At 40.1% G+C, this 21,365-nt stretch carries 20 protein-coding genes, 2 tRNA genes and 1 pseudogene; all 23 read left to right on the top strand.

The window, feature by feature from the left end; translation table 11 throughout:
- The first annotated feature begins 3 nt into the window (after positions 1–3).
- The gene (purR, locus tag NST18_RS00260; protein ID WP_004888529.1) at positions 4–828 is read left to right on the top strand and encodes a pur operon repressor; all 825 of its coding nucleotides are present in this window, start codon (positions 4–6) and stop codon (positions 826–828) included.
- A gap of 33 nt (positions 829–861) precedes the next feature.
- Positions 862–1,242: a RidA family protein gene (locus NST18_RS00265; protein WP_004888532.1), complete on the top strand. Its 381-nt coding sequence runs from the start codon at positions 862–864 to the stop codon at positions 1,240–1,242.
- A gap of 88 nt (positions 1,243–1,330) precedes the next feature.
- On the top strand, positions 1,331–1,621 hold the full coding sequence (gene spoVG, locus NST18_RS00270) for a septation regulator SpoVG (RefSeq protein ID WP_003398210.1): 291 nt from the start codon (positions 1,331–1,333) through the stop codon (positions 1,619–1,621).
- 187 nt (positions 1,622–1,808) lie between these two features.
- Positions 1,809–3,185 (top strand): bifunctional UDP-N-acetylglucosamine diphosphorylase/glucosamine-1-phosphate N-acetyltransferase GlmU, encoded by a 1,377-nt coding sequence (gene glmU, locus NST18_RS00275; protein ID WP_004888534.1) that lies wholly within the window; start codon positions 1,809–1,811, stop codon positions 3,183–3,185.
- A 17-nt stretch (positions 3,186–3,202) separates the two neighbouring features.
- Complete coding sequence (locus NST18_RS00280; RefSeq protein WP_004888535.1) at positions 3,203–4,153, top strand: ribose-phosphate diphosphokinase; 951 nt, start codon at positions 3,203–3,205, stop codon at positions 4,151–4,153.
- Between the two features lie 56 nt (positions 4,154–4,209).
- Positions 4,210–4,845: a 50S ribosomal protein L25/general stress protein Ctc gene (locus NST18_RS00285; protein WP_004888537.1), complete on the top strand. Its 636-nt coding sequence runs from the start codon at positions 4,210–4,212 to the stop codon at positions 4,843–4,845.
- A 47-nt stretch (positions 4,846–4,892) separates the two neighbouring features.
- Entirely contained in the window at positions 4,893–5,456 is a 564-nt protein-coding gene (gene pth, locus NST18_RS00290; RefSeq protein WP_004888541.1) for an aminoacyl-tRNA hydrolase, read from the top strand.
- 66 nt (positions 5,457–5,522) lie between these two features.
- Complete coding sequence (locus tag NST18_RS00295; RefSeq protein WP_004888543.1) at positions 5,523–5,753, top strand: anti-sigma-F factor Fin family protein; 231 nt, start codon at positions 5,523–5,525, stop codon at positions 5,751–5,753.
- 57 nt (positions 5,754–5,810) lie between these two features.
- Entirely contained in the window at positions 5,811–9,323 is a 3,513-nt protein-coding gene (gene mfd, locus NST18_RS00300) for a transcription-repair coupling factor (protein ID WP_004888546.1), read from the top strand.
- 194 nt (positions 9,324–9,517) lie between these two features.
- Entirely contained in the window at positions 9,518–10,054 is a 537-nt protein-coding gene (spoVT, locus tag NST18_RS00305; protein WP_004888548.1) for a stage V sporulation protein T, read from the top strand.
- A gap of 56 nt (positions 10,055–10,110) precedes the next feature.
- Positions 10,111–11,667, top strand: coding sequence for a putative polysaccharide biosynthesis protein (locus NST18_RS00310; protein WP_004888551.1), 1,557 nt, complete (start codon positions 10,111–10,113; stop codon positions 11,665–11,667).
- Between the two features lie 2 nt (positions 11,668–11,669).
- Positions 11,670–13,121 carry a nucleoside triphosphate pyrophosphohydrolase gene (gene mazG / locus NST18_RS00315; protein ID WP_004888553.1) on the top strand — a complete coding sequence of 484 codons (1,452 nt, stop codon included), beginning with the start codon at positions 11,670–11,672 and terminating at the stop codon, positions 13,119–13,121.
- A gap of 1 nt (position 13,122) precedes the next feature.
- Complete coding sequence (locus NST18_RS00320) at positions 13,123–13,380, top strand: RNA-binding S4 domain-containing protein (protein WP_004888556.1); 258 nt, start codon at positions 13,123–13,125, stop codon at positions 13,378–13,380.
- Between the two features lie 65 nt (positions 13,381–13,445).
- Positions 13,446–13,739, top strand: coding sequence for a sporulation protein YabP (gene yabP, locus NST18_RS00325; RefSeq protein ID WP_004888559.1), 294 nt, complete (start codon positions 13,446–13,448; stop codon positions 13,737–13,739).
- Positions 13,736–14,344: a spore cortex biosynthesis protein YabQ gene (gene yabQ, locus NST18_RS00330; protein WP_004888563.1), complete on the top strand. Its 609-nt coding sequence runs from the start codon at positions 13,736–13,738 to the stop codon at positions 14,342–14,344. The genes yabP and yabQ overlap by 4 nt, the downstream gene beginning before the upstream one ends.
- A gap of 22 nt (positions 14,345–14,366) precedes the next feature.
- On the top strand, positions 14,367–14,738 hold the full coding sequence (locus NST18_RS00335; RefSeq protein ID WP_004888569.1) for an FtsB family cell division protein: 372 nt from the start codon (positions 14,367–14,369) through the stop codon (positions 14,736–14,738).
- A 94-nt stretch (positions 14,739–14,832) separates the two neighbouring features.
- Positions 14,833–15,225, top strand: coding sequence for a S1 domain-containing RNA-binding protein (locus NST18_RS00340; RefSeq protein ID WP_004888572.1), 393 nt, complete (start codon positions 14,833–14,835; stop codon positions 15,223–15,225).
- A gap of 134 nt (positions 15,226–15,359) precedes the next feature.
- A tRNA-Met gene (locus tag NST18_RS00345) sits at positions 15,360–15,436 on the top strand.
- 11 nt (positions 15,437–15,447) lie between these two features.
- Positions 15,448–15,519: transfer RNA gene (locus NST18_RS00350), tRNA-Glu, on the top strand.
- Between the two features lie 179 nt (positions 15,520–15,698).
- Positions 15,699–18,164, top strand: coding sequence for a stage II sporulation protein E (spoIIE, locus tag NST18_RS00355; protein ID WP_004888574.1), 2,466 nt, complete (start codon positions 15,699–15,701; stop codon positions 18,162–18,164).
- A gap of 54 nt (positions 18,165–18,218) precedes the next feature.
- Positions 18,219–18,974 (top strand): annotated as a pseudogene (locus tag NST18_RS00360) (VWA domain-containing protein); the annotation flags it as partial.
- Positions 18,937–19,890, top strand: a complete 954-nt coding sequence (locus NST18_RS00365; RefSeq protein ID WP_340721612.1) for a serine/threonine protein kinase — start codon at positions 18,937–18,939, stop codon at positions 19,888–19,890. The pseudogene NST18_RS00360 and the gene NST18_RS00365, both read left to right, overlap by 38 nt.
- 81 nt (positions 19,891–19,971) lie before the next feature.
- Positions 19,972–21,354 (top strand): tRNA lysidine(34) synthetase TilS, encoded by a 1,383-nt coding sequence (gene tilS, locus NST18_RS00370; RefSeq protein WP_064220681.1) that lies wholly within the window; start codon positions 19,972–19,974, stop codon positions 21,352–21,354.
- Positions 21,355–21,365: the final 11 nt, after the last annotated feature.

Here is a 21,365-nt window from a genome sequence, read left to right on the forward strand (position 1 = left end):
TGTATGAAATTAAGGCGAAGTAGTCGGCTTGTCGATATGACACACTATTTGCTTTATCATCCACACCAGCTTGTTCCGCTTACTTTTTTTGCGGAACGATACGGATCAGCGAAATCGTCGATTAGCGAAGATTTGGCTATTATTAAGCAAACGTTTGAACAGCAAGGAATCGGTTTGTTGCGTACGCTTCCTGGGGCGGCCGGTGGGGTGCAATACGTACCGAAAATGTCAGAAACGGAAGCGAAACAATTTATTCAGCAACTATGTACAAGCTTGGCGGATCCCGATCGGCTATTGCCAGGGGGCTATTTGTATATGACAGATTTGCTTGGCGATACACGTATCGTCAACCAAATTGGTCGCTTATATGCTTCTGCGTTTGCCCATGAACATATTGATTTTGTTGTGACAGTTGCAACAAAAGGAATTCCTTTAGCCTACGCTGTTGCAAGCTTTTTAAATGTACCTGTCGTCATTATTCGCCGCGACAGCAAAGTGACAGAAGGTTCGATGGTCAGCATCAATTACGTATCAGGCTCTTCAAAACGTATTCAAACGATGGTGCTATCGAAGCGAAGTTTAACAGAAGGAGCGAATGTCTTAATTATCGATGATTTTATGAAAGCGGGCGGAACAATCAACGGCATGATTAGTTTGCTCGCAGAATTCCGCGCAAACGTTGTTGGGATTGGTGTGCTTGTCGAGTCGGAAGAAGCAGAAGAACGACTCGTTGATGAATATGTTTCACTCGTTAAACTAACATCTGTCAATGTAAAAGAAAAACAAATTACAGTAGAAGAAGGAAATTACTTTCATTTTGTCAAATAAGTAAAATGATTTTTACATACAGGGGGAATAGACATGAAAGTTGTACACACAAACCAAGCTCCACAAGCGATTGGACCGTACTCTCAAGGCATTATTGTGAACAACATGTTTTACAGTTCTGGACAAATTGCTTTAACTCCTGAAGGAGAAATGGTGCAAGGGGATATTCAAGCACAAACGCATCAAGTATTCAAAAATTTGCAAGCGGTGCTTGAAGCAGCAGGAGCGTCTTTAGAAACTGTTGTAAAAACAACGGTGTTTTTAAAAGACATGAACGATTTTGCGGCGATGAATGAAGTATATGGTCAATATTTCCGCGATCATAAACCAGCGCGTTCCGCTGTTGAAGTGGCTCGTTTGCCAAAAGATGCGTTAATTGAAATTGAAGTCGTTGCCCTTGTTAAACAATCGTAAAAAAATTTTCTAAAGTTAGCAGGAAAATAAAAAACGACGTGGAATAAATTCGATTAAGTTCTTATATAGGGAAAAGGTGGTGAACAGAATGGAAGTAACTGACGTGAGATTACGCCGCGTGAATACCGAAGGACGTATGAGAGCGATTGCCTCGATCACGTTGGATCATGAATTTGTTGTTCATGATATTCGTGTCATTGAAGGCAATAACGGCTTGTTTGTCGCTATGCCAAGCAAGCGTACTCCTGACGGGGAATTCCGTGACATCGCTCATCCAATTAACTCAACAACCCGCGGGAAAATCCAAGAAGCTGTTTTAGCTGAATATCACCGTGCTGGTGAGTTGGAAAAAGAGCTTGAAGAAGCAGGCGCTTCGTAATAAATAAGAAAGAGGACCCTTTCGCTTAAAAAGGGTCCTTTTTATATGGAAAATGATGTTTATCCTATTCGTAAAGAATATATGATGAAAATGATGAATTTTTTTGGTAGATGACAATGTTTCCTTGAAATACATACATAATTGATATATATTCAATATGGATAAAGAGAGGTATGGAGGCCTTACGATGAGACGATATGCGATCATTTTAGCGGCTGGACAGGGGACGCGCATGCGTTCAAAGCTGTATAAAGTGTTGCACCCTGTCTGTGGAAAGCCGATGGTACAACATGTAGTGGATGCAATTTCTATGTTACATGTAGATCGACTAATTACAGTTGTTGGTTTTGGAGCAGAACGAGTAAAAGAACAACTCGGCAGTCAAAGTGAGTACGTCATTCAAGAACAACAGCTTGGGACGGCACATGCTGTTTTGCAAGCAGCACCTCATTTAGCTGATAAAGATGGTGTGACTCTCGTTGTTTGTGGAGATACGCCATTGATCACCTCAGAAACGATGGAAGCGCTTTTACAACATCATTTACAAACAAAAGCGAAAGCAACGATTTTAACCGCCCTTGCAGAAGATCCAACAGGATACGGTCGCATTGTCCGAAATAAAGATGGACATGTCGAAAAAATTGTAGAACATAAAGACGCAACTGAAGAAGAACGGAACATTCGAGAAATTAATACAGGGACGTATTGTTTCGATAATCGTGCATTATTTGAAGCGCTTACGAAAGTGTCAAACGACAATGCACAAGGTGAATATTATTTACCAGATGTCATCGAGATTTTGAAAAAACAAGGCGAAATCATTTCAGCATATGAAACACCGGTGTTTGAAGAAACGTTAGGTGTAAATGACCGCATTGCGCTTGCACAAGCAGAAAAAATTATGCGTGCACGCATTCATCGTAAACATATGGCAAATGGTGTGACAATCATCGATCCTGAGCATACGTATATAGGACCAGATGTGCACATTGGACAGGATACCGTCATCTATCCCGGGACATGGATTGAGGGACATACGGTGATCGGTGAAAACTGTATCATCGGACCGAATAGTGAAGTGAAAAATAGCCGTATTGGCAACGACACATCGATTCGTCATTCGGTTGTACATGATAGTGAAATAGGATCAGACGTAACCATTGGTCCATTTGCGCATATTCGTCCGCTATGTAAAATTGGTGATGATGTGAGAATCGGAAACTTCGTTGAAATCAAAAAAGCGACGTTTGGAGACGGCAGTAAAGCATCGCACTTAAGTTATATTGGGGACGCTGAAGTAGGCGCACATGTCAATATTGGTTGCGGAACCATTACAGTAAATTATGACGGTGCCAATAAATACGTGACAAAAATTGAAGATGGTGCGTTTATTGGTTGTAATTCGAACTTAATTGCTCCTGTTACGGTCGGAAGTGGAGCGTATGTAGCGGCTGGTTCCACGATTACCGATGATGTACCTAGTGAAGCTTTAGCTATCGCTCGTGCTCGACAAACAAATAAAGAAAATTATGTTGAACGTCTACAAGCGAAGAAAAAATCCTAATGGAGGTTCATTGACCCATGTCTCAGTATTTAAATTCTAATTTAAAGTTATTTTCGTTAAACTCTAATCCAATCTTAGCCCAAGAAATCGCAAAAGTGATTGGTGTTGAATTAGGAAAGTGTTCCGTTTCTCGTTTTAGTGATGGGGAAATTCAAATTAACATTGAAGAAAGTATTCGTGGATGCGATGTTTATGTTATTCAATCAACGAGCGCGCCCGTGAATGAGCATTTAATGGAGTTACTTATTATGATTGACGCATTAAAGCGAGCGTCTGCAAAAACAATTAATATCGTTATGCCATACTACGGATATGCTCGTCAAGATCGCAAAGCGCGTTCTCGTGAACCGATTACTGCGAAATTGGTTGCTAATTTATTAGAGACAGCTGGTGCTACTCGCGTGATTACGCTTGATTTACACGCACCGCAAATTCAAGGATTTTTCGATATTCCAATCGATCATTTAATGGGAGTTCCGATTTTAGCGGATTACTTTAAGGAAAAGCAACTTGATGATATTGTCATCGTTTCTCCAGATCATGGTGGCGTGACGCGTGCACGGAAAATGGCAGATCGTTTAAAAGCGCCAATTGCGATCATTGACAAGCGTCGTCCGAAACCAAATGTAGCAGAAGTGATGAACATTATTGGTAATGTACAAGGAAAAACGACGATTTTAGTGGATGATATTATTGATACAGCTGGAACAATCACTTTAGCAGCAAATGCGTTAGCTGAGTATGGGGCAAAAGAAGTGTATGCATGTTGTACGCACCCAGTTTTATCAGGTCCAGCGATTGAACGAATTCAAAATTCGAAAATTAAAGAGCTTGTTGTCACGAATACAATTGCGATTCCTGAAGAAAAGAAAACGAATAAAATTGTCGAGTTATCTGTTGCTCCTCTGATTGGTGAAGCAATTATTCGCGTACATGAAGAGCAGTCGATTAGCGCGTTGTTTGACTAATGACGTTTAGACCTTCCTATTTTAGGGGAAGCTATGAGCGATGCTAAAATAGGAAGGTGATTTCATTGTTACAACTTCAATTGCGTACAGATCATCGACGTTCTTACGTCAAACAAATGCGGAAACAAGGTCACATCCCGGCTGTGTTGTACGGGAAAACGATGAATAGCCAATCAGTTTTTGTTGATGCGGCTGAGTTTTTAAAGCAGTTGCGGGCTACAGGTGGTACAGGTCTTTTAGACGCAAAGATGAACGACAATCATATTCGTATCATCGCTCGCGATATGCAAAAACACCCGATTCGCCATGATATTATTCATATTGACTTTTTAGCTGTTGATGCAAAAACAGAAATCGATGTTCACGTTCCGATTCATCTCGTTGGTGAAGCAGCTGGCGTGAAAGATGGGGGTGTATTGCAACAAGCAATGCATCAATTGTCCATTCGGGCGCTGCCGTCAAACATCCCTCCATCCATTGATGTCGACATAACGAATTTGCAAGTAGGCGATGTTATTACAGTTTCACATATTCAAACAAACGGTGCTTATGAAATCAATCACGATCCAACAGAAGTGATCGCTTCGATTTTGCCACCAAAACAAGAAGAAGAAATTCATAGCGGTGAAGAACAAGAACCGGGGAGACCGGAATCGGAAGAAGGACGCGAAACAACACCGCGACGGACGTAGCCATTATTGGTTACGTCTTTTGCGGTATAGAGAGAAGGAGCAGGGAAATGGTAAAGCTGTTTGTTGGTTTAGGGAATCCTGGAAAAGAATATGAACAAACGAGGCATAATGTAGGGTTTATGGTGATCGATGAGCTTGCTCGTCGCTGGGGATTTACGTTCAATCAAACGAAGTTCCAAGGTATATTTGCAAGTGGCGTCATTTCAGGTGAAAAAGTCATATTATGCAAACCGCTTACATATATGAACTTATCGGGTGAATGCGTTCGACCGTTGATGGACTATTATAATATTGATGTCGACGATCTCATTGTCATTTACGACGACCTAGATTTGTCAACCGGAACGGTTCGCTTGCGTCCAAAGGGAAGCGCTGGCGGTCATAACGGAATGAAATCGCTTATTCATCATTTGAAAACAGAGCAATTTAAACGCATTCGCATCGGCATTGATCGGCCGAAAAACGGAATGAGAGTGAGTGACTACGTATTAGGGCGATGGACAGCGGAAGAGAAAATACAAATCGAACAAGCGATTAAAAAGGCAGCAGATGCATGCGAGCGATCGTTACACGTTCCGTTTGCTCAAGTGATGAACGAATTTAATAAGTAATGAATAATTCCCGACTAAATGGTTCAAAATGTATTCGATTAAAACAACCATTTGGGAGGGACGCATATGGCATTGCATTACTATTGCCGCCATTGTGGCGTAAAAATCGGGACGATCGATGCACTTGAGTTAGAGAGTGAGCAATTAGGGTTTCATCGATTAACAGAAGAAGAAAGGTTAGATATGATTCAATATCTTCCGACAGGGGAAATTTGCGTCAAGGCGATTTGCGAAGATTGCCAGGAGGCGTTGGATCGAAATCCTGATCTTCACCAATATGAAAAATTTATTCAATGATTGGCTTTGGGTTACCCAAAGCGTTTTTGTATTTATGTTTGGAGAGGAGGGGTTTTTTTGCGCGGATTACGACAATATTTTATTCATCACGCGGACATGCAATCGGTTGCAGAAGGGGTTCGCAATGGTTTAAAGGAACAGCTTGTGACCGGTTTGTCTGGTTCTGCCCGTTCTGTTTTCATTTCTTCTTTATATGAGGATACTGAGCGACCTTTATGCATTGTGACGCACAATTTATTTCAAGCGCAAAAAATATATGATGATCTCATTCAATTAATTGATGAGGAAGAAGTGTTTCTTTATCCTGTCAATGAATTAATTGCAGCTGAATTAGCTGTAGCTAGTCCGGAATTGCGAGCACAACGATTAGAAGTGTTAAACTATTGGTGTGGGCGGAAAAAAGGAATTGTTATCGCTCCCATTGCTGCACTTCGACGACTATTGCCACCGAAAGATGTATGGCAACGTTATCAACTTCGTTTTCGCGTCGGTGAGCAAATGGATGTGGAACATTGTTTGAAGCAATTTATTGCGATGGGATATGAACGTGTGTCTGTTGTTTCAACTCCGGGGGAATTTAGCGTCCGAGGAGGTATTATTGATATTTATCCGCTTACAGCTGAGCTTCCTTATCGTATTGAGCTATTCGACGTGGAGATCGAGTCAATTCGGACGTTTTCAGTCGATGATCAACGTTCGGTGGCTGAGATAGATGAGGTGTTAATTGGACCGGCAACGGAATTGATCGTTGAACAACAACATATAAACGAAGCGATTCAACGGCTAGAAGCACAACTTCATGATACGTTGCAACATATTCATGATGAAAAAACGAAAAATCGTTTATATGAACATGTATCATTTGAATTGGAGCAGTTAAAAAACGGAAAATCAATCGAAGAAATGTACAAATATTTCTCGCTTTTCTATCCTTCTGCTGCAAGTTTGCTAGATTACATTCCAGAGCACGGTGTCGTCATCATCGATGAAATGAGTCGTATTCAAGAAGTAGCAGAAAAACTGGAACAGGAAGAAGCAGAATGGTACACAAACTTGTTAGAAGAAGGAAAGATTGTGCAAAGTGTCCCGGTTTCTTATTCGTTTCCAGAAGTATTGCAAAAACGGACGAGATCAACGATTTACTTGTCTTTATTTTTACGTCATATTCCATACACGCATCCTCAAAACATTGTTAATGTATCTTGTAAGCAAATGCAAGTGTTTTATAGTCAAATGCAGTTGTTAAAGGGAGAAGTTGAGCGGTGGAAAAAGAGGAATTATGCTGTCGTTTTGTTAGCAGGAAATGAAGAGCGAGCGAAAAAACTGAAACAGACGTTAGAAGATTATGAGATTGATGCTGTCCAAATCGGGAGAGATGATGCATTATTGCATGGGAAATGTCAAATTGTCCCGTCTGGGTTAGTTGCAGGTTTTGAATTGCCGATGCAAAAACTCGCCGTCATTACAGAAGAAGAGCTATTTAAAAAGCGAATGAAACGTCCTGTGCGACGCCAAAAATTGTCGAACGCGGAACGGATTAAAAGTTATACAGATTTAAAAGTCGGCGACTATGTCGTCCACGTCAACCATGGAATCGGAAAATATTTAGGGATCGAAACGTTAGAAATTAACGGTGTTCATAAAGATTACATTCATATTCAATATCAAGGGAATGATACGTTATACGTTCCTGTTGATCAAATGGATCTCGTCCAAAAATATGTCGGTTCAGAAGGAAAAGAGCCGAAAATTTATAAATTAGGTGGAACAGAGTGGAAGAAAGTAAAGAAGAAAGTAGAGTCTTCTGTTCAAGATATTGCTGAGGACTTGATGAAATTATATGCAGAGCGCGAAGCGAGCAAAGGGTACGCTTTTTCACCGGATAACGAGATGCAAAGGGAATTTGAAGCGGCGTTCCCATATCAAGAGACGGAAGATCAGCTTCGTTCCATTCGTGAAATTAAACGCGATATGGAAAGCGAACGGCCGATGGATCGATTGCTATGTGGGGATGTTGGTTACGGAAAGACAGAAGTAGCGTTGCGGGCCGCTTTTAAAGCGATCATGGACGGAAAACAAGTTGCCTTTCTCGTACCGACGACGATTTTAGCGCAACAACATTACGAAACAGTTCGTGAACGTTTCCAAGGGTATCCGATTAACGTCGGTTTATTGAGTCGTTTTCGCACGAAAAAGCAACAAACCGAAACAATCCAAGGCTTAAAAGATGGTACGATTGATATGGTTATTGGAACACATCGGCTTTTATCAAAAGACGTATCGTTTAAAGATCTAGGTTTATTAATTATTGACGAGGAGCAACGGTTCGGTGTTGCTCATAAAGAAAAAATTAAACAACTAAAAACAAATATCGATGTATTAACGTTAACCGCTACACCGATCCCGCGCACGTTACATATGTCGCTTATCGGTGTCCGCGATTTGTCCGTCATCGAAACACCTCCGGAAAATCGTTTCCCTGTACAAACGTATGTGATGGAATACAGCCCGATCATTGTGCGAGAGGCGATTGAACGCGAAATGGCGCGCGGGGGACAAGTGTTTTTTCTTTATAATCGCGTTGAAGATATTGATCGAAAGGCAGAAGAAATTTCGGCGCTCGTACCTGATGCTCGTGTGGCATATGCACACGGAAGAATGTCCGAACATGAACTTGAAGCGGTCATGCTTGCGTTTCTAGAAGGTCAATATGATGTACTAGTGAGTACGACGATCATCGAAACAGGTGTTGACATTCCAAATGTGAATACGTTAATCGTTTATGATGCGGATAAGATGGGTCTTTCACAATTATATCAGTTGCGCGGGCGCGTAGGACGCTCCAATCGCATTGCGTATGCGTATTTTACGTACCGAAAAGATAAGGTGCTAAATGAAATAGCAGAAAAACGATTACAAGCCATTAAAGAGTTTACCGAGCTTGGATCTGGCTTCAAAATTGCGATGCGTGATTTATCTATCCGGGGGGCTGGCAACTTATTAGGAGCACAACAACACGGTTTTATTGATTCCGTCGGCTTTGAGCTTTATTCTCAAATGTTGAAAGAAGCGATTGAAGAAAAACGAGGAACAAAACAAGAAAAACCGTTTGAAGTGGAAATTGATTTAGAAGTGGATGCGTATATTCCAGAGCACTACATTTCAAATGAACAGCAAAAAATTGAGATGTATAAACGATTCCGAGCGCTCGATTCGTTAGAGGAGCTCGAACAATTGCGAGAAGAAATGTTAGATCGTTTCGGCGAGTATCCAGATGAAGTAGCGTACTTATTCCAAATTGCCGAAATGAAAATATATGCAAAACAGCATCTCGTTAAATCCATTAAGCAAACGAAGCAAGAAGTCACCATTTTATTCTCACAAGAAACGACAAAGCAAATTGATGTTAGCAAATTGTTTAAGCTCGGTGAACCGTATGGCAGGGATGTTGGTTTCGGCATGGATGGGGATCGCTTTAAAATTGTCGTTCATGTAAAAGGAATGAAGCCGCAACAGTGGTTAATGATCATTTATGAGTTGCTAAAAGGGTTAAAATATGCTAAAAAATAATTGGTTGTTCATGTTTATTGTTTATAAGTAAATGGCAACGATGAAGATGGGGGATTTTCACTTTTTAAAAAAAATCCCCCTCCTTTGTGTATATAACTTTGTTTGTGACGGATACTAATCACAACAATGGTGAATTATTCAACTGTTTCACCAGTGCCATTTTTAATCACTAGATGAAAGCGAGGCATCGATAGATGAAAGCAACAGGTATTGTTCGACGAATCGATGATTTAGGACGAGTAGTAATTCCAAAAGAAATTCGCAGAACACTTCGTATTCGCGAAGGAGACCCACTTGAAATATTTGTTGACCGCGATGGTGAGGTCATTTTAAAAAAGTATTCACCAATTAGTGAATTAGGTGACTTTGCAAAAGAGTACGCTGAAGCTCTTTTCGACAGTTTAGAACAACCAGTGCTCATTTGTGATCGCGATGTATTTATTGCAGTAGCAGGCGGATCGAAAAAGGAGTATTTAAACAAGAGCGTAAGCGAACTTGTTGAAAAAGTGATGGAAGATCGCCAGTCCGTTTTGTACACAGAAGAAACAAGCGTATCATTTGCGCAAGGTCATGAAGAACATATGCAATCATACGTGATTGCACCGATTATTGCTGGAGGAGATCCAATCGGGGCAGTCATTATTTTCTCGAAAGATAAAACGCTTGGCGAAGTAGAACATAAAGCAGCAGAAACTGCGGCGAGCTTCCTTGCTCGACAAATGGAACAATAAAGGTAGCATCTCGCTACCTTTTTTTGATGTATGTAATAGTAAAAAAGGTGAAGTGTATGGAAAAAAAAGACTGGTTGCGTGGTGCGTTTGTGTTGACGGTCGCCGCCTTATTTACAAAAATATTAAGCGCTTTTTACCGTATTCCGTATCAAAATATTGTAGGCGATGTCGGATTTTATATTTATCAACAAGTTTATCCTTTTTACGGTATTTTTCTCGCTTTGTCAACGTATGGCTATCCGATTGCGATCTCAAAACTTATTGCCGAAAATAAACAATCAACATATAAGTTTGCTGTTGTTCGGCTTTCTTTTTATTTTTTATCATGCCTTAGTATCGTCATGTTTTCCGTTCTTTATTTTGGCGCTTCGTCACTCGCGGCGCTCATGGGAGATCATCAACTAGCTCTGTTGATTCGCGCCGTTTCGTTTGCTTTTTTGCTTCTTCCATTTACTTCTGTTTCTCGCGGATATTTTCAAGGGGGAGGAGAGATGAATCCGACCGCTGTTTCGCAAGTAGTTGAACAACTTGTACGTGTCGGAGCGATTTTATTTCTTTCTTCTTTTTTGCTTCATCGCGGATTTACCGTTTATGAGGCAGGAGCTGGTGCGATGATTGGTTCACTTATGGGAAGTTTTGCTGCTGTTGCAGTACTCGTCGTATATATGTTGCGAAAGCGGACGAATGTTCATACCGAGCCATGGATTCCAACAAAAGAAAAAAGAAAAGTGCTTTTATTTTTAGCTGTTCATGGTGTAACGATTTGTTTAGCTAACATGCTCCTTGTTTTAATACAGCTTGTTGATTCATTTACCCTTCTCCCTTTGTTACAACAAGCAGGATTGCATGAACTAGCTAAAACAGCAAAGGGAATTTATGACCGTGGTCAACCGTTTATTCAGCTTGGGACAGTAGTAGCTACTTCTTTTTCATTAGCGCTTGTGCCGATGTTATCGCATGAACAAACAGAACGCAACGAAATATATACAGCTGTTCGCGTAGCGTTTATCATTGGAATGGGGGCAGTCGTTGGTTTAGTTTGCATATTAAAACAAGCGAATATCATGTTGTTTAAAGACCATGTTGGTGCGATGGAGTTGACGATTTTAGCCGTTTCTATTCTTTTTACTTCTTTAACATTAACGTTCATCGCCATTTTGCAAGGGCTTGGGAATGTATTTCGTCCATTTTTCATCGTTTGTGTCGGCATGATATCAAAATGGGGGTTGAATGTGTTGCTCGTTCCTTTATGGCATACAGTAGGGGCAGCTGTAGCGACACTCATTGCCTATGCCGTCATGTGCGTCATCGCCTTTTTTTATGTGCAAAAACGAATGTCTCGTCCTTTGCTTTCGCTCTCTATAATCATTCAAACGATAAAAGCCGCAGCGATGATGGCGATCATTTTAGTTGGATATATCATATTGATAAACGAGTTACCAATTCATCATGGACGTCTGTTTTCATCGCTTCAAGCGATCATTGGTGTTTTTATTGGGGCGTTTGTTTATATTATAATGATCGTTAAAAAAGAGGTTTTGGCGGAAAAAGACTTGTTAGCTTTTCCGTTTGGACGTTATTTAATAAAAATAAAGCAAAGAAAGGCTGGATAGTCATGGGTACAATTACAATTGTCGGTCTTGGGGCAGGAGACATCGATCAGTTGTCTTTCGGTGTGTACCGTACGTTAAAACAGGCGAATCGCCTCTTTTTACGAACGAAAGATCATCCTGTTGTCTCACAGTTGGAAGCAGAAGGGATACACATTCAATCGTTTGACGACATATACGAAAAATATGATCAATTTGAACAAGTATACGAACATATTGTTGAACATTTATGTGAAGAAGTGAAAAAAGGGGATGTCGTATACGCTGTTCCGGGCCATCCACTTGTCGCTGAGCGTACAGTAAAGCTATTGCTCGAAAAAAAAGATCACATTTCTGTTCGTGTAGAAGGGGGACAAAGTTTTCTTGATGCGTTATTTACTGCCGTTGAGCTCGATCCAATCGAAGGTTTTCAATTGATTGATGCTACCTCATTTCAACCGGACGAAATTCAGTTGCGGAATCATATTATTTTTTGTCAAGTATATGACTCGTTCATTGCATCCGATGTGAAACTAGCTTTGTTGGAAAAATTACCATATGATTATCCTATTTTTATCGTTTATGCAGCAGGAAGTAAACAACAACGAATCGAAAAAGTCCCGCTATATGAGCTAGATCGGGTCATAACGGTGAGCAATTTAACGAGCGTTTACGTACCAAAAGTAGAAAATGATGAGCTGTTATATCATGATTTTACTACTTTACGACGTGTGATTGCGACGTTGCGTGGGCCTAACGGTTGCCCTTGGGATCGGAAACAGACGCACCAGTCATTGAAAAAGTATTTGCTTGAAGAAACGTATGAGCTTCTTGATGCGATTGATCGGCAAGATGATGAAAATATAATTGAAGAGCTTGGCGATGTATTATTACAAGTTATGCTTCATGCCCAAATTGGCGAAGACGAAGGAATGTTTTCGATTGACGATGTCATTCGAGCCATTACAGAAAAAATGATTCGGCGCCATCCTCATGTATTCGGGGACGTTCATGTTGAGCATGCGGAACAGGTTGTACGCAACTGGGAAGCAATCAAGCAGGCGGAAAAAGAAACCGAACTTCATTCATTACTTGACGATGTTGCCAAAGCGTTACCGAGTACGCTGCGCGCATATGAATATCAAAAAAGAGCAGCAAAAGTTGGATTTGACTGGTCGGACGTAGAGCCGATGTGGCGTAAAGTTGAAGAAGAAATGAATGAGGTACAGCAAGAAGCTGATCGTATGGATGAACAAAAACTAAAAGAAGAGTTTGGAGATTTACTATTTGCGCTTATTAACGTATGCCGATATTATAAAGTCAATCCTGAAGAGGCGTTAGCCATGGCGAACGAAAAATTTTACCATCGTTTTCAATACATTGAACAAAAAGTAAAACAACAAGGGAAAGCTTGGCGTGCGTATTCTTTAGAGCAATTAGATGAAATATGGGAAGAAGCGAAAAGGGAGGGGTTATAATATGCGACTCGATAAGTTTTTAAAAGTTTCACGGCTCATTAAAAGAAGAACTTTAGCGAAAGAAGTAGCGGAGCAGGGGCGTGTATTTATTAACGGTCAGCAGGCGAAAGCGAGTTCAACCGTAAAAATAGGTGATGAAATTATGATTCAATTTGGCCAAAAACATGTGACAGTGAAAGTGGTCGAATTACAAGAACATGCGAAAAAAGAAGATGCGAGTGCGTTATATGAAATTGTAAAAGAAGAGCGAGTGGAGTAGCTTGTTCTAAACTATTTTCCTCCCTCATACACTTGTACAAACGATCGTTGTGAGGGGGAACGTTGATGACACAAAACATTGGAAATAAAGGTCCTATTCAAGAACATGACATTGTTATGCGCAGTCGGCGCACGTTAGAAATTACCGGTGTAAAACAAGTAGAAAGTTTTGATAATGAAGAATTTTTACTGGAAACTGTTATGGGGTTTTTGTCTGTGAAAGGACAAAATTTACAAATGAAAAACTTAGATGTAGATAAAGGGATTGTCTCGATTAAAGGTAAAATTTTCGAAATCATTTATTTAGACGAGCATCACACGGAGAAGGCTAAAGGGTTCTTTAGCAAGTTGTTTAAATGAGTTTGCACGTGCAATTTACGACTTTGCTTGCGATGATCGGAATCGGAATGATCATTGGGTCATCTTTTGACACATATGCACACATATTCAATCGTTCCAAGCGTCATCGACTTATCGTATGGGTTGCAGACATTCTTTTTTGGATCACGCAAGCACTATATGTCTTTTACACATTATTGGTTATTAACAATGGGCAAGTTCGTTTGTATATTTTTTTGGCCATATTATGCGGATATGCTGCCTATCAAGCTTTATTTCAACGTATGTACGTTCGTTTGTTACAAAAAATTATTCGTGCTTTTGTAATGTTATATCGTCTAATCATCCGAATGTTTCATTATGCTGTCATACTTCCGCTCCGACTTCTTTACCGTTTTTTTGTTTTTTTATTCATCACTACTTGCCATTTTGTTTTATCCATTGGTAAAATTTTATATAAAGTGATATATGTATGTATACGCTTTTTATTGCAACCATTTATATGGATTGGGCGTTTCATTTGGCGCCAAACCCCACTTCGTTTTCAAGCAACGGTTGGTCGTATTTTTCATATCGGAAAAGGGTTTCTTGCAAAAATAGCGAATATGTTTAGAAAAAAAGGGTAGTGAAGAAGGAGCGGTGAAAAACATGGGCGCCCCACAGAGAAGTAAAGTGAAAAAAATACAAACATCGTATGTCATTCAACAAGAAAAACAAGAACATAAGAAGGCGCGACGTCGTAAAAAGAAGGTGATTCGTTTTAGCATTGTGGCAACGATGGCGTTAGCCGCTTCTTCGCTATTTTTATATACGATGACGGCACAATCTTCTGCGATTGATGAGCAATTAAAAACGAAAGAACAGCTAGAAGAAAAGTTACGCACGTTGCAACAAGACGAACAAAGATTGAAAGAGGAAATCAAAAAATTAAACGATGATCAATATATTGCCGAATTGGCTCGAAAGCAATATTTTTTGTCGAAAGAGGGAGAAATTATTTTTATCACTCCGGATGAGTAAGTAAGATAGGCAGAAGGCTTATTGACACTTGTTTTTTTCATTATGTATAATGAAAGAAACGATTTTTCAGATTTTAAGGAGGAGCACTTTTTTTATGTCAATTGAAGTAGGCAGCAAGTTACATGGAAAAGTAACGGGCATTACAAAATTCGGAGCGTTTGTTGAGTTACCAGAAGGCGCGACAGGCTTAGTGCACATTAGTGAAGTAGCTGACAGCTATGTAAAGGACATTAATGAACATCTCAAAGTAGGCGATGTTGTCGAAGTTCGTGTTATTAATGTTGAGAAGGATGGGAAAATTGGCTTATCGATCAAAAAGGCAAAGGAACAAGCTTCACGTCCGCGCAACAAAGGAAACGATCGCGCTTCAAAAGAAAGCTTTGAGCAGAAAATTAGCCGTTTCTTAAAAGAAAGTGAAGATCGCTTAGCATCCCTTAAACGCCATACCGAATCAAAACGAGGAGGTCGTGGTGCTCGACGTGGTTAACTTGCTGCCGAATGGGACATGAGGCAGTTTATATAAGCATCCATTTCGTAAGTGGATGCTTTTTCGTTTGGATTTTATGAAAAAACTATTGACTTTATCGGAGGAACATAGTAGAATTACAAATGTCGTTGCATGGCGGCGTAGCTCAGCTGGCTAGAGCGTACGGTTCATACCCGTGAGGTCGGGGGTTCGATTCCCTCCGCCGCTACCAAATTGCATAATGGCCCGTTGGTCAAGTGGTTAAGACACCGCCCTTTCACGGCGGTAACACGGGTTCGAATCCCGTACGGGTCATCAAAAAGACACCAATTTCGCCACGAAATTGGTGTCTTTTTGTTTATATAAGCCGTTTTTTGTGATATTCCGTCGAAAAATTTATGTGATTCATCTTCTTTTTTTGACAAAATTTTGATAATTCAGTCTGTATAATACGAAGTAATAGACTGATATATGGAAAAGGGGAGAGGATGAACATGGAGCGAGTGGAACGGAAGTTAATCAATCAAATGGCGGAAGTACCTTTAAGTGGGACGAAAACGACGGCGTCACAATGGCTTCAGCGGTTTACAGTTCGATTCAGTCATTTATTATTTCAACAAGGGTTTTTATTTCTAGTTATCGGTTTTTTGCTTGGACGAGCTTTCATTTTAACAAAGATGACACCGTTTGCTTTGCCTTTTTTTGCAGCAATTTATTTACTTCGACGCGATAAGTTAGGTTTTGTATTTATTGCTTTATTTGCAGGATCGTTGACCGTCTCTTTTTACACTTCTATATTTATCGTTGCTTCGATCGTGATGTTTCTCATCTTTTATCGTCTATTTTTCTGGATTGATGCTCTGCCGAAAAGATTGCCCGTTGTCGTGTTTTTTGCCTCCATTTTCGCGAAAACAGGCATGATTTATACGTGGGGGCATGAATGGACGATATACGAGGGAATGACGATGCTTATTGAAGCGGGACTTGGCTCAATTTTAACGCTCATTTTTTTACAAAGCGTGCCATTGTTTGATCATCAAAAATATAAGCAAACGTTAAAACCAGAAGAAGTCATTTCTTTCGTCATTCTTATTTCTTCTATGCTGACGGGAATGGTTGGTTGGTCAATTTATGATCTTTCGTTAGAACATGTTGCATCGCGCTATGTATTGTTGTTGTTTGCTTTTGTAGCTGGTGCGACCGTTGGTTCAACAGTCGGCGTTGTTACAGGACTTATTTTAAGCTTAGCGAGCGTCTCGAATTTATATCAAATGAGCTTACTAGCTTTTTCTGGGTTGCTTGGAGGGCTTTTGAAGGAAGGGAAAAAAATAGGCGTTTCTCTTGGTCTTGTTGTCGCGACATTGTTAATTGCCCTTTATAGTCAAGGGATCGCAGATATTGTCCCGAATATCGTGGAGTCGCTATTAGCCGTTTTACTTTTTCTTATAACCCCACAAGCGTTGACGAGTAAAATGGCGAAATATGTGCCAGGGACGGTTGAACATACGAATGAGCAACAACAATATGTGCGAAAAATCCGCGATGTTACCGCTCAGCGAGTGGAACAATTTTCTCATGTGTTTCAAGCGTTATCAAAAAGTTTCTCTTCCTATGGTGTACTTACGCACGAAGAGGAGGAAGAACGTGAAATTGATTACTTTTTAAGTGATGTAGCTGCTAAAACGTGCCAAACGTGTTTTAAGAAAGATCAATGTTGGATTAACCACTTCGATAAAACATATGACTACATGAAAAAAATTATGCAAGAGGCAAGCGAAAATGATCAAATAACGAATGCAAAATTGTTGCGAGAATGGGATAAACATTGTGTGAAAGCAAATAAAGTTGTTCAAATTATCGAGAAAGATGTGTCGTTTTATAAAGCGAATAAAAAATTAAAGCAACAAATGAAAGAAAGTAGAAGACTTGTGGCAGAACAGTTATTAGGTGTATCACAAGTGATGGAAGATTTTGCGAAAGAAATTCAAAAAGAGCGTGAAAATTATTATGTGCAAGAAGAACAAATTTTGCACGCCCTTCAACAGTTCGGTGTCGATGTGAACGATGTTGAAATTTATAGTTTAGACAAAGGAAGTGTTGATATTGAGATGGTTGTTCCATATTGCGACGGAAGGGGGGAATGTGAAAAACTGATTGCACCAATGCTGTCTGATATTTTAGGTGAGACGATTATTGTAAAAAAAGAAGAGTGCTCTGTCTATCCGAACGGGGACTGTCGGGTTGCTTTCAGTTCTTCAAAAGCGTTTGTTATTGATACAGGCGTTGCGTACGTTGCGAAGGGGGGCGGATTTATTTCAGGTGACAGCTATGCGATGATGGAAATTGGTGGTGGAAAATATGCGTTAGCTATTAGTGACGGGATGGGGAATGGGGAACGAGCGCATTATGAAAGTAAAGAAACGCTCAAACTATTACAAAAAATTTTACAATCGGGAATTGAGGAACGAATTGCGATTAAATCGATCAACTCTATTTTGGCGTTGCGAACGACAGAAGAAATTTTTTCAACGCTCGATTTAGCCATTGTTGATTTGCAAAATGCAACAACAAAATTTTTAAAAGTTGGCTCATCTCCAAGCTTTATTAAACGTGGAAATAACGTGATGAAAATCGAATCGAGCAATTTGCCGATAGGAATTATTACTGGGGTAGAGTTTGAAATGATTGAAGAGCAATTAAAGGCAGGAGATTTACTCATTATGATGAGTGACGGCATTTTTGATGGGGTTTCGCATATCGAAAATCATGATGTATGGCTAAAACGAAAAATTAAAGAATTAAAAACGAATGATCCGCAAGAAGTATCTGAATTGCTTTTAGAAGAAGTCATTCGTGTCAACGGTGGAGAAATCGAAGATGATATGACGATTGTTGTGGCGAGAATTAAACATAATACACCGAAATGGGCAGTCATTCCGGCATATCAATATATGAAATAAAGGTATAAAATCCCCTCTGAACGTCGATGATGGGAGTATACTACTTTTTTCGGAGGGGATGAACGTATGCGAAAAGGAACGTTGCGTCAAATTTTATTAATCACAGACGGTTGTTCTAATCATGGTGAAGATCCAATTGCTATGGCGGCATTAGCGAAAGAACAAGGGATTACGGTTAATGTAATCGGTGTTCTTGATCAAGACATCATTGATGAGCAAGGATTACGGGAAATTGAAGGAATCGCACAATCAGGTGGAGGAATTAGTCAAGTCGTATACGCTAAACAGTTATCACAAACGGTACAAATGGTCACAAGAAAAGCAATGACACAGACGTTGCAAGGCGTCATTAATCGGGAGTTAAAACAAATTTTAGGATCCCAGGCTTCCATTGAACAGCTTCCGCCAGAAAAAAGGGGAGAAGTGATGGAAGTTGTTGAGGAGTTAGGGGAAACTGTTAACTTGCAAGTTTTAATATTAGTAGACACAAGTGGAAGTATGAAGACAAAGTTGCAAACGGTAAAAGAAGCGTTATTAGACTTATCGATCAGTTTGAATGCTCGTTTGGGAAATAATGAGTTTTCTGTTTTTGTATTTCCCGGGAAAAAAGGAGAGGTAGATCGTATTCTAGATTGGACGCCGAAAATGGAGTCCATTTCAAGTGTGTTTCCAAAACTAACATCCGGGGGAATTACACCGACCGGTCCAGCTATTCGCGAGGCGCTACAACAATTCCAAAAAAGACGCTCATTAAAAAGTTTGTTTACGCATGATGGTGATGACGATGTATACATCGAACAATCTATGTAACATTCCAACGGGAACAGTTATACAAGGGAAGTGGCATAAACGTCGTTATGAAATGATAAAGCAACTCGGTAAAGGAGCAAATGGGGTTGTTTATTTGGCTAGAGAAGGACGGACGTTTGTGGCGCTAAAAATAAGCAATCAATCAACAGCGATGATGTCAGAAGTAAATGTGTTGAAACGATTTTCAGAGGTCCAGGGAGTTGCCCTCGGACCTTGTTTATTAGACGTAGACGATTGGTTTCATCCGCAAGAAAAAAGAATTTATTCATTTTATGTAATGGAATATATTGAAGGGGATGATTTGTTAACTTTTATTCAAAAACGGGGGAAAGATTGGATCATCGTCATTATATTGCAGTTGTTAGGCGATTTGCATAAGTTGCACGAAAAAGGGTGGGTATTCGGTGATTTAAAACCAGACAATTTAATTGTTTCCGGGACGGTCCCGAAAGTGCGATTAATTGATGTGGGTGGCACAACCATTCGCGGACGAGCCATTAAAGAGTTTACAGAGTTTTTTGATCGTGGCTATTGGGGTATGGGAACAAGAAAAGCCGAGCCGTCGTATGATTTATTTGCGGTGGCGATGATTATGATTAATATGTGCTATCCAAAACGATTTGAAAGAAAGGAAAATGGCCGAGAGCAGCTACGTCCTATGATCTCCTCTCACCCCTATTTGAAAAAATATGCGGAAATATTATGGTGTGCACTGGATGGAAAGTACACTAGCGCTCATGAAATGAGGAAAGATTTGCTACAATGTATGCAACGACCGTCTGCAAAGAAAGAAAAGCGCGAAGAGAGAACGGTGCGTGTAAAAAGGAAGAAAAAATTTCATGTATTAGAGACGATGCTTTTGTTTGTGTGCCTTTTATTTATGTATGTTGTTTATTTGTATGTTCAAATTCTTTAATTTTTCCGCATTCGTTTTGAGTACGGGCAATAAAATATGATACGATTGTAAAAAACGACACTACTAACCGAGAGGGAGAATATGCTAGAAGTTGTGCATGAGTTTATCGAAAAGCATCAATTGCTTGAGCGTGGTACAACTGTTGTTGTTGGCGTGTCAGGCGGTCCGGACTCATTAGCGTTGCTTCATTTCTTATGGAGTGAAAGAGAGCGTTACGATATTCAACTTGTTGCTGCACATGTCGATCATATGTTGCGGGGAAAACAATCAGAAGAAGATATGCATTTTGTGAAACATTTTTGCGAACAACATAGTATTATATGTGAGGCGACACAATTAGACGTTCCTGCATATATGGAACGAACAGGAAAGGGTGTGCAAGAAGCAGCCCGTGATTGTCGATACACCTTTTTTGAGCAAGTTATGTACAAACATCACGCACATTGTGTCGCTTTAGCTCACCACGGCGATGACCAAATTGAAACGGTGCTTATGCGATTAGTACGCGGAAGTACGACAAGAGGGTACGCAGGGATACCCGTAAAGCGCCCATTTGGCAGTGGCTATATCGTTCGACCGTTTTTATGCATCGATCGAAGGCAAATTGAACAGTATTGTCGACAAAATGGATTGCATGCTCGGCACGATCCGAGCAACGAAAAGGATGATTACACGCGCAACCGTTTCCGTCATTTCGTCTTGCCTTTTTTCAAGCGGGAAAATATTCGCGTTCATGAGCATATTCAACAGTTTAGTGAGATGATGAGCGAAGATGAAGCATTTTTAGAGCAACTGACAAAAGAGGAGTTGAAACGCGTTGTTCATCAACAAGAAGAAGGGATTCATGTCGATATTCCTCCGTTCATACGCATGCCAAAACCTTTACAAAGACGAGGGATTCAACTAATATTAAACTATCTTTATGGGAACGTCCCATCGTCATTGTCTTCTATACATATCAACCAAGCGTTACAATTTTTAAAACGGCAACATCCTTCAGGTATGCTTCATTTTCCGAACGGATTAAAAGTTATTCGTCAATATGAGGTGTGTATATTTACGTTTCAGCAGAGACAGACGAGCGAATATGAGTTTCTTTTCCATGTTCCCGATACGATCGTATTACCAAACGGATGTCAACTTATCAGTCAGTTTGTTGATCGCTATCCTTTCATTGAAGACGATGATCATATAGTCATTGAGGCTGATCAATTAATGTTGCCTCTTCGTGTGCGAACAAGAAAGTGTGGAGATCGCATGAAAGTCAAAGGAATGAAACATGCGAAAAAAATATCTCGTATTTTTATTGATGAAAAAATTCCAGCGAACGAACGAGCGCAGTGGCCAGTTGTCGAAGATGCGAGCGGGAACATCATATGGATTCCTGGTGTAAAGAAATCTGTTTACACAGCAACAAATATTACAAAAAATCGCTATATTGTATTACACTATAAAAAGCAATGAATGATAGTAGG

It is taken from the genome of Anoxybacillus sp. FSL W8-0104 (assembly GCF_038004465.1).
Taxonomy (GTDB): domain Bacteria; phylum Bacillota; class Bacilli; order Bacillales; family Anoxybacillaceae; genus Anoxybacillus; species Anoxybacillus flavithermus_G.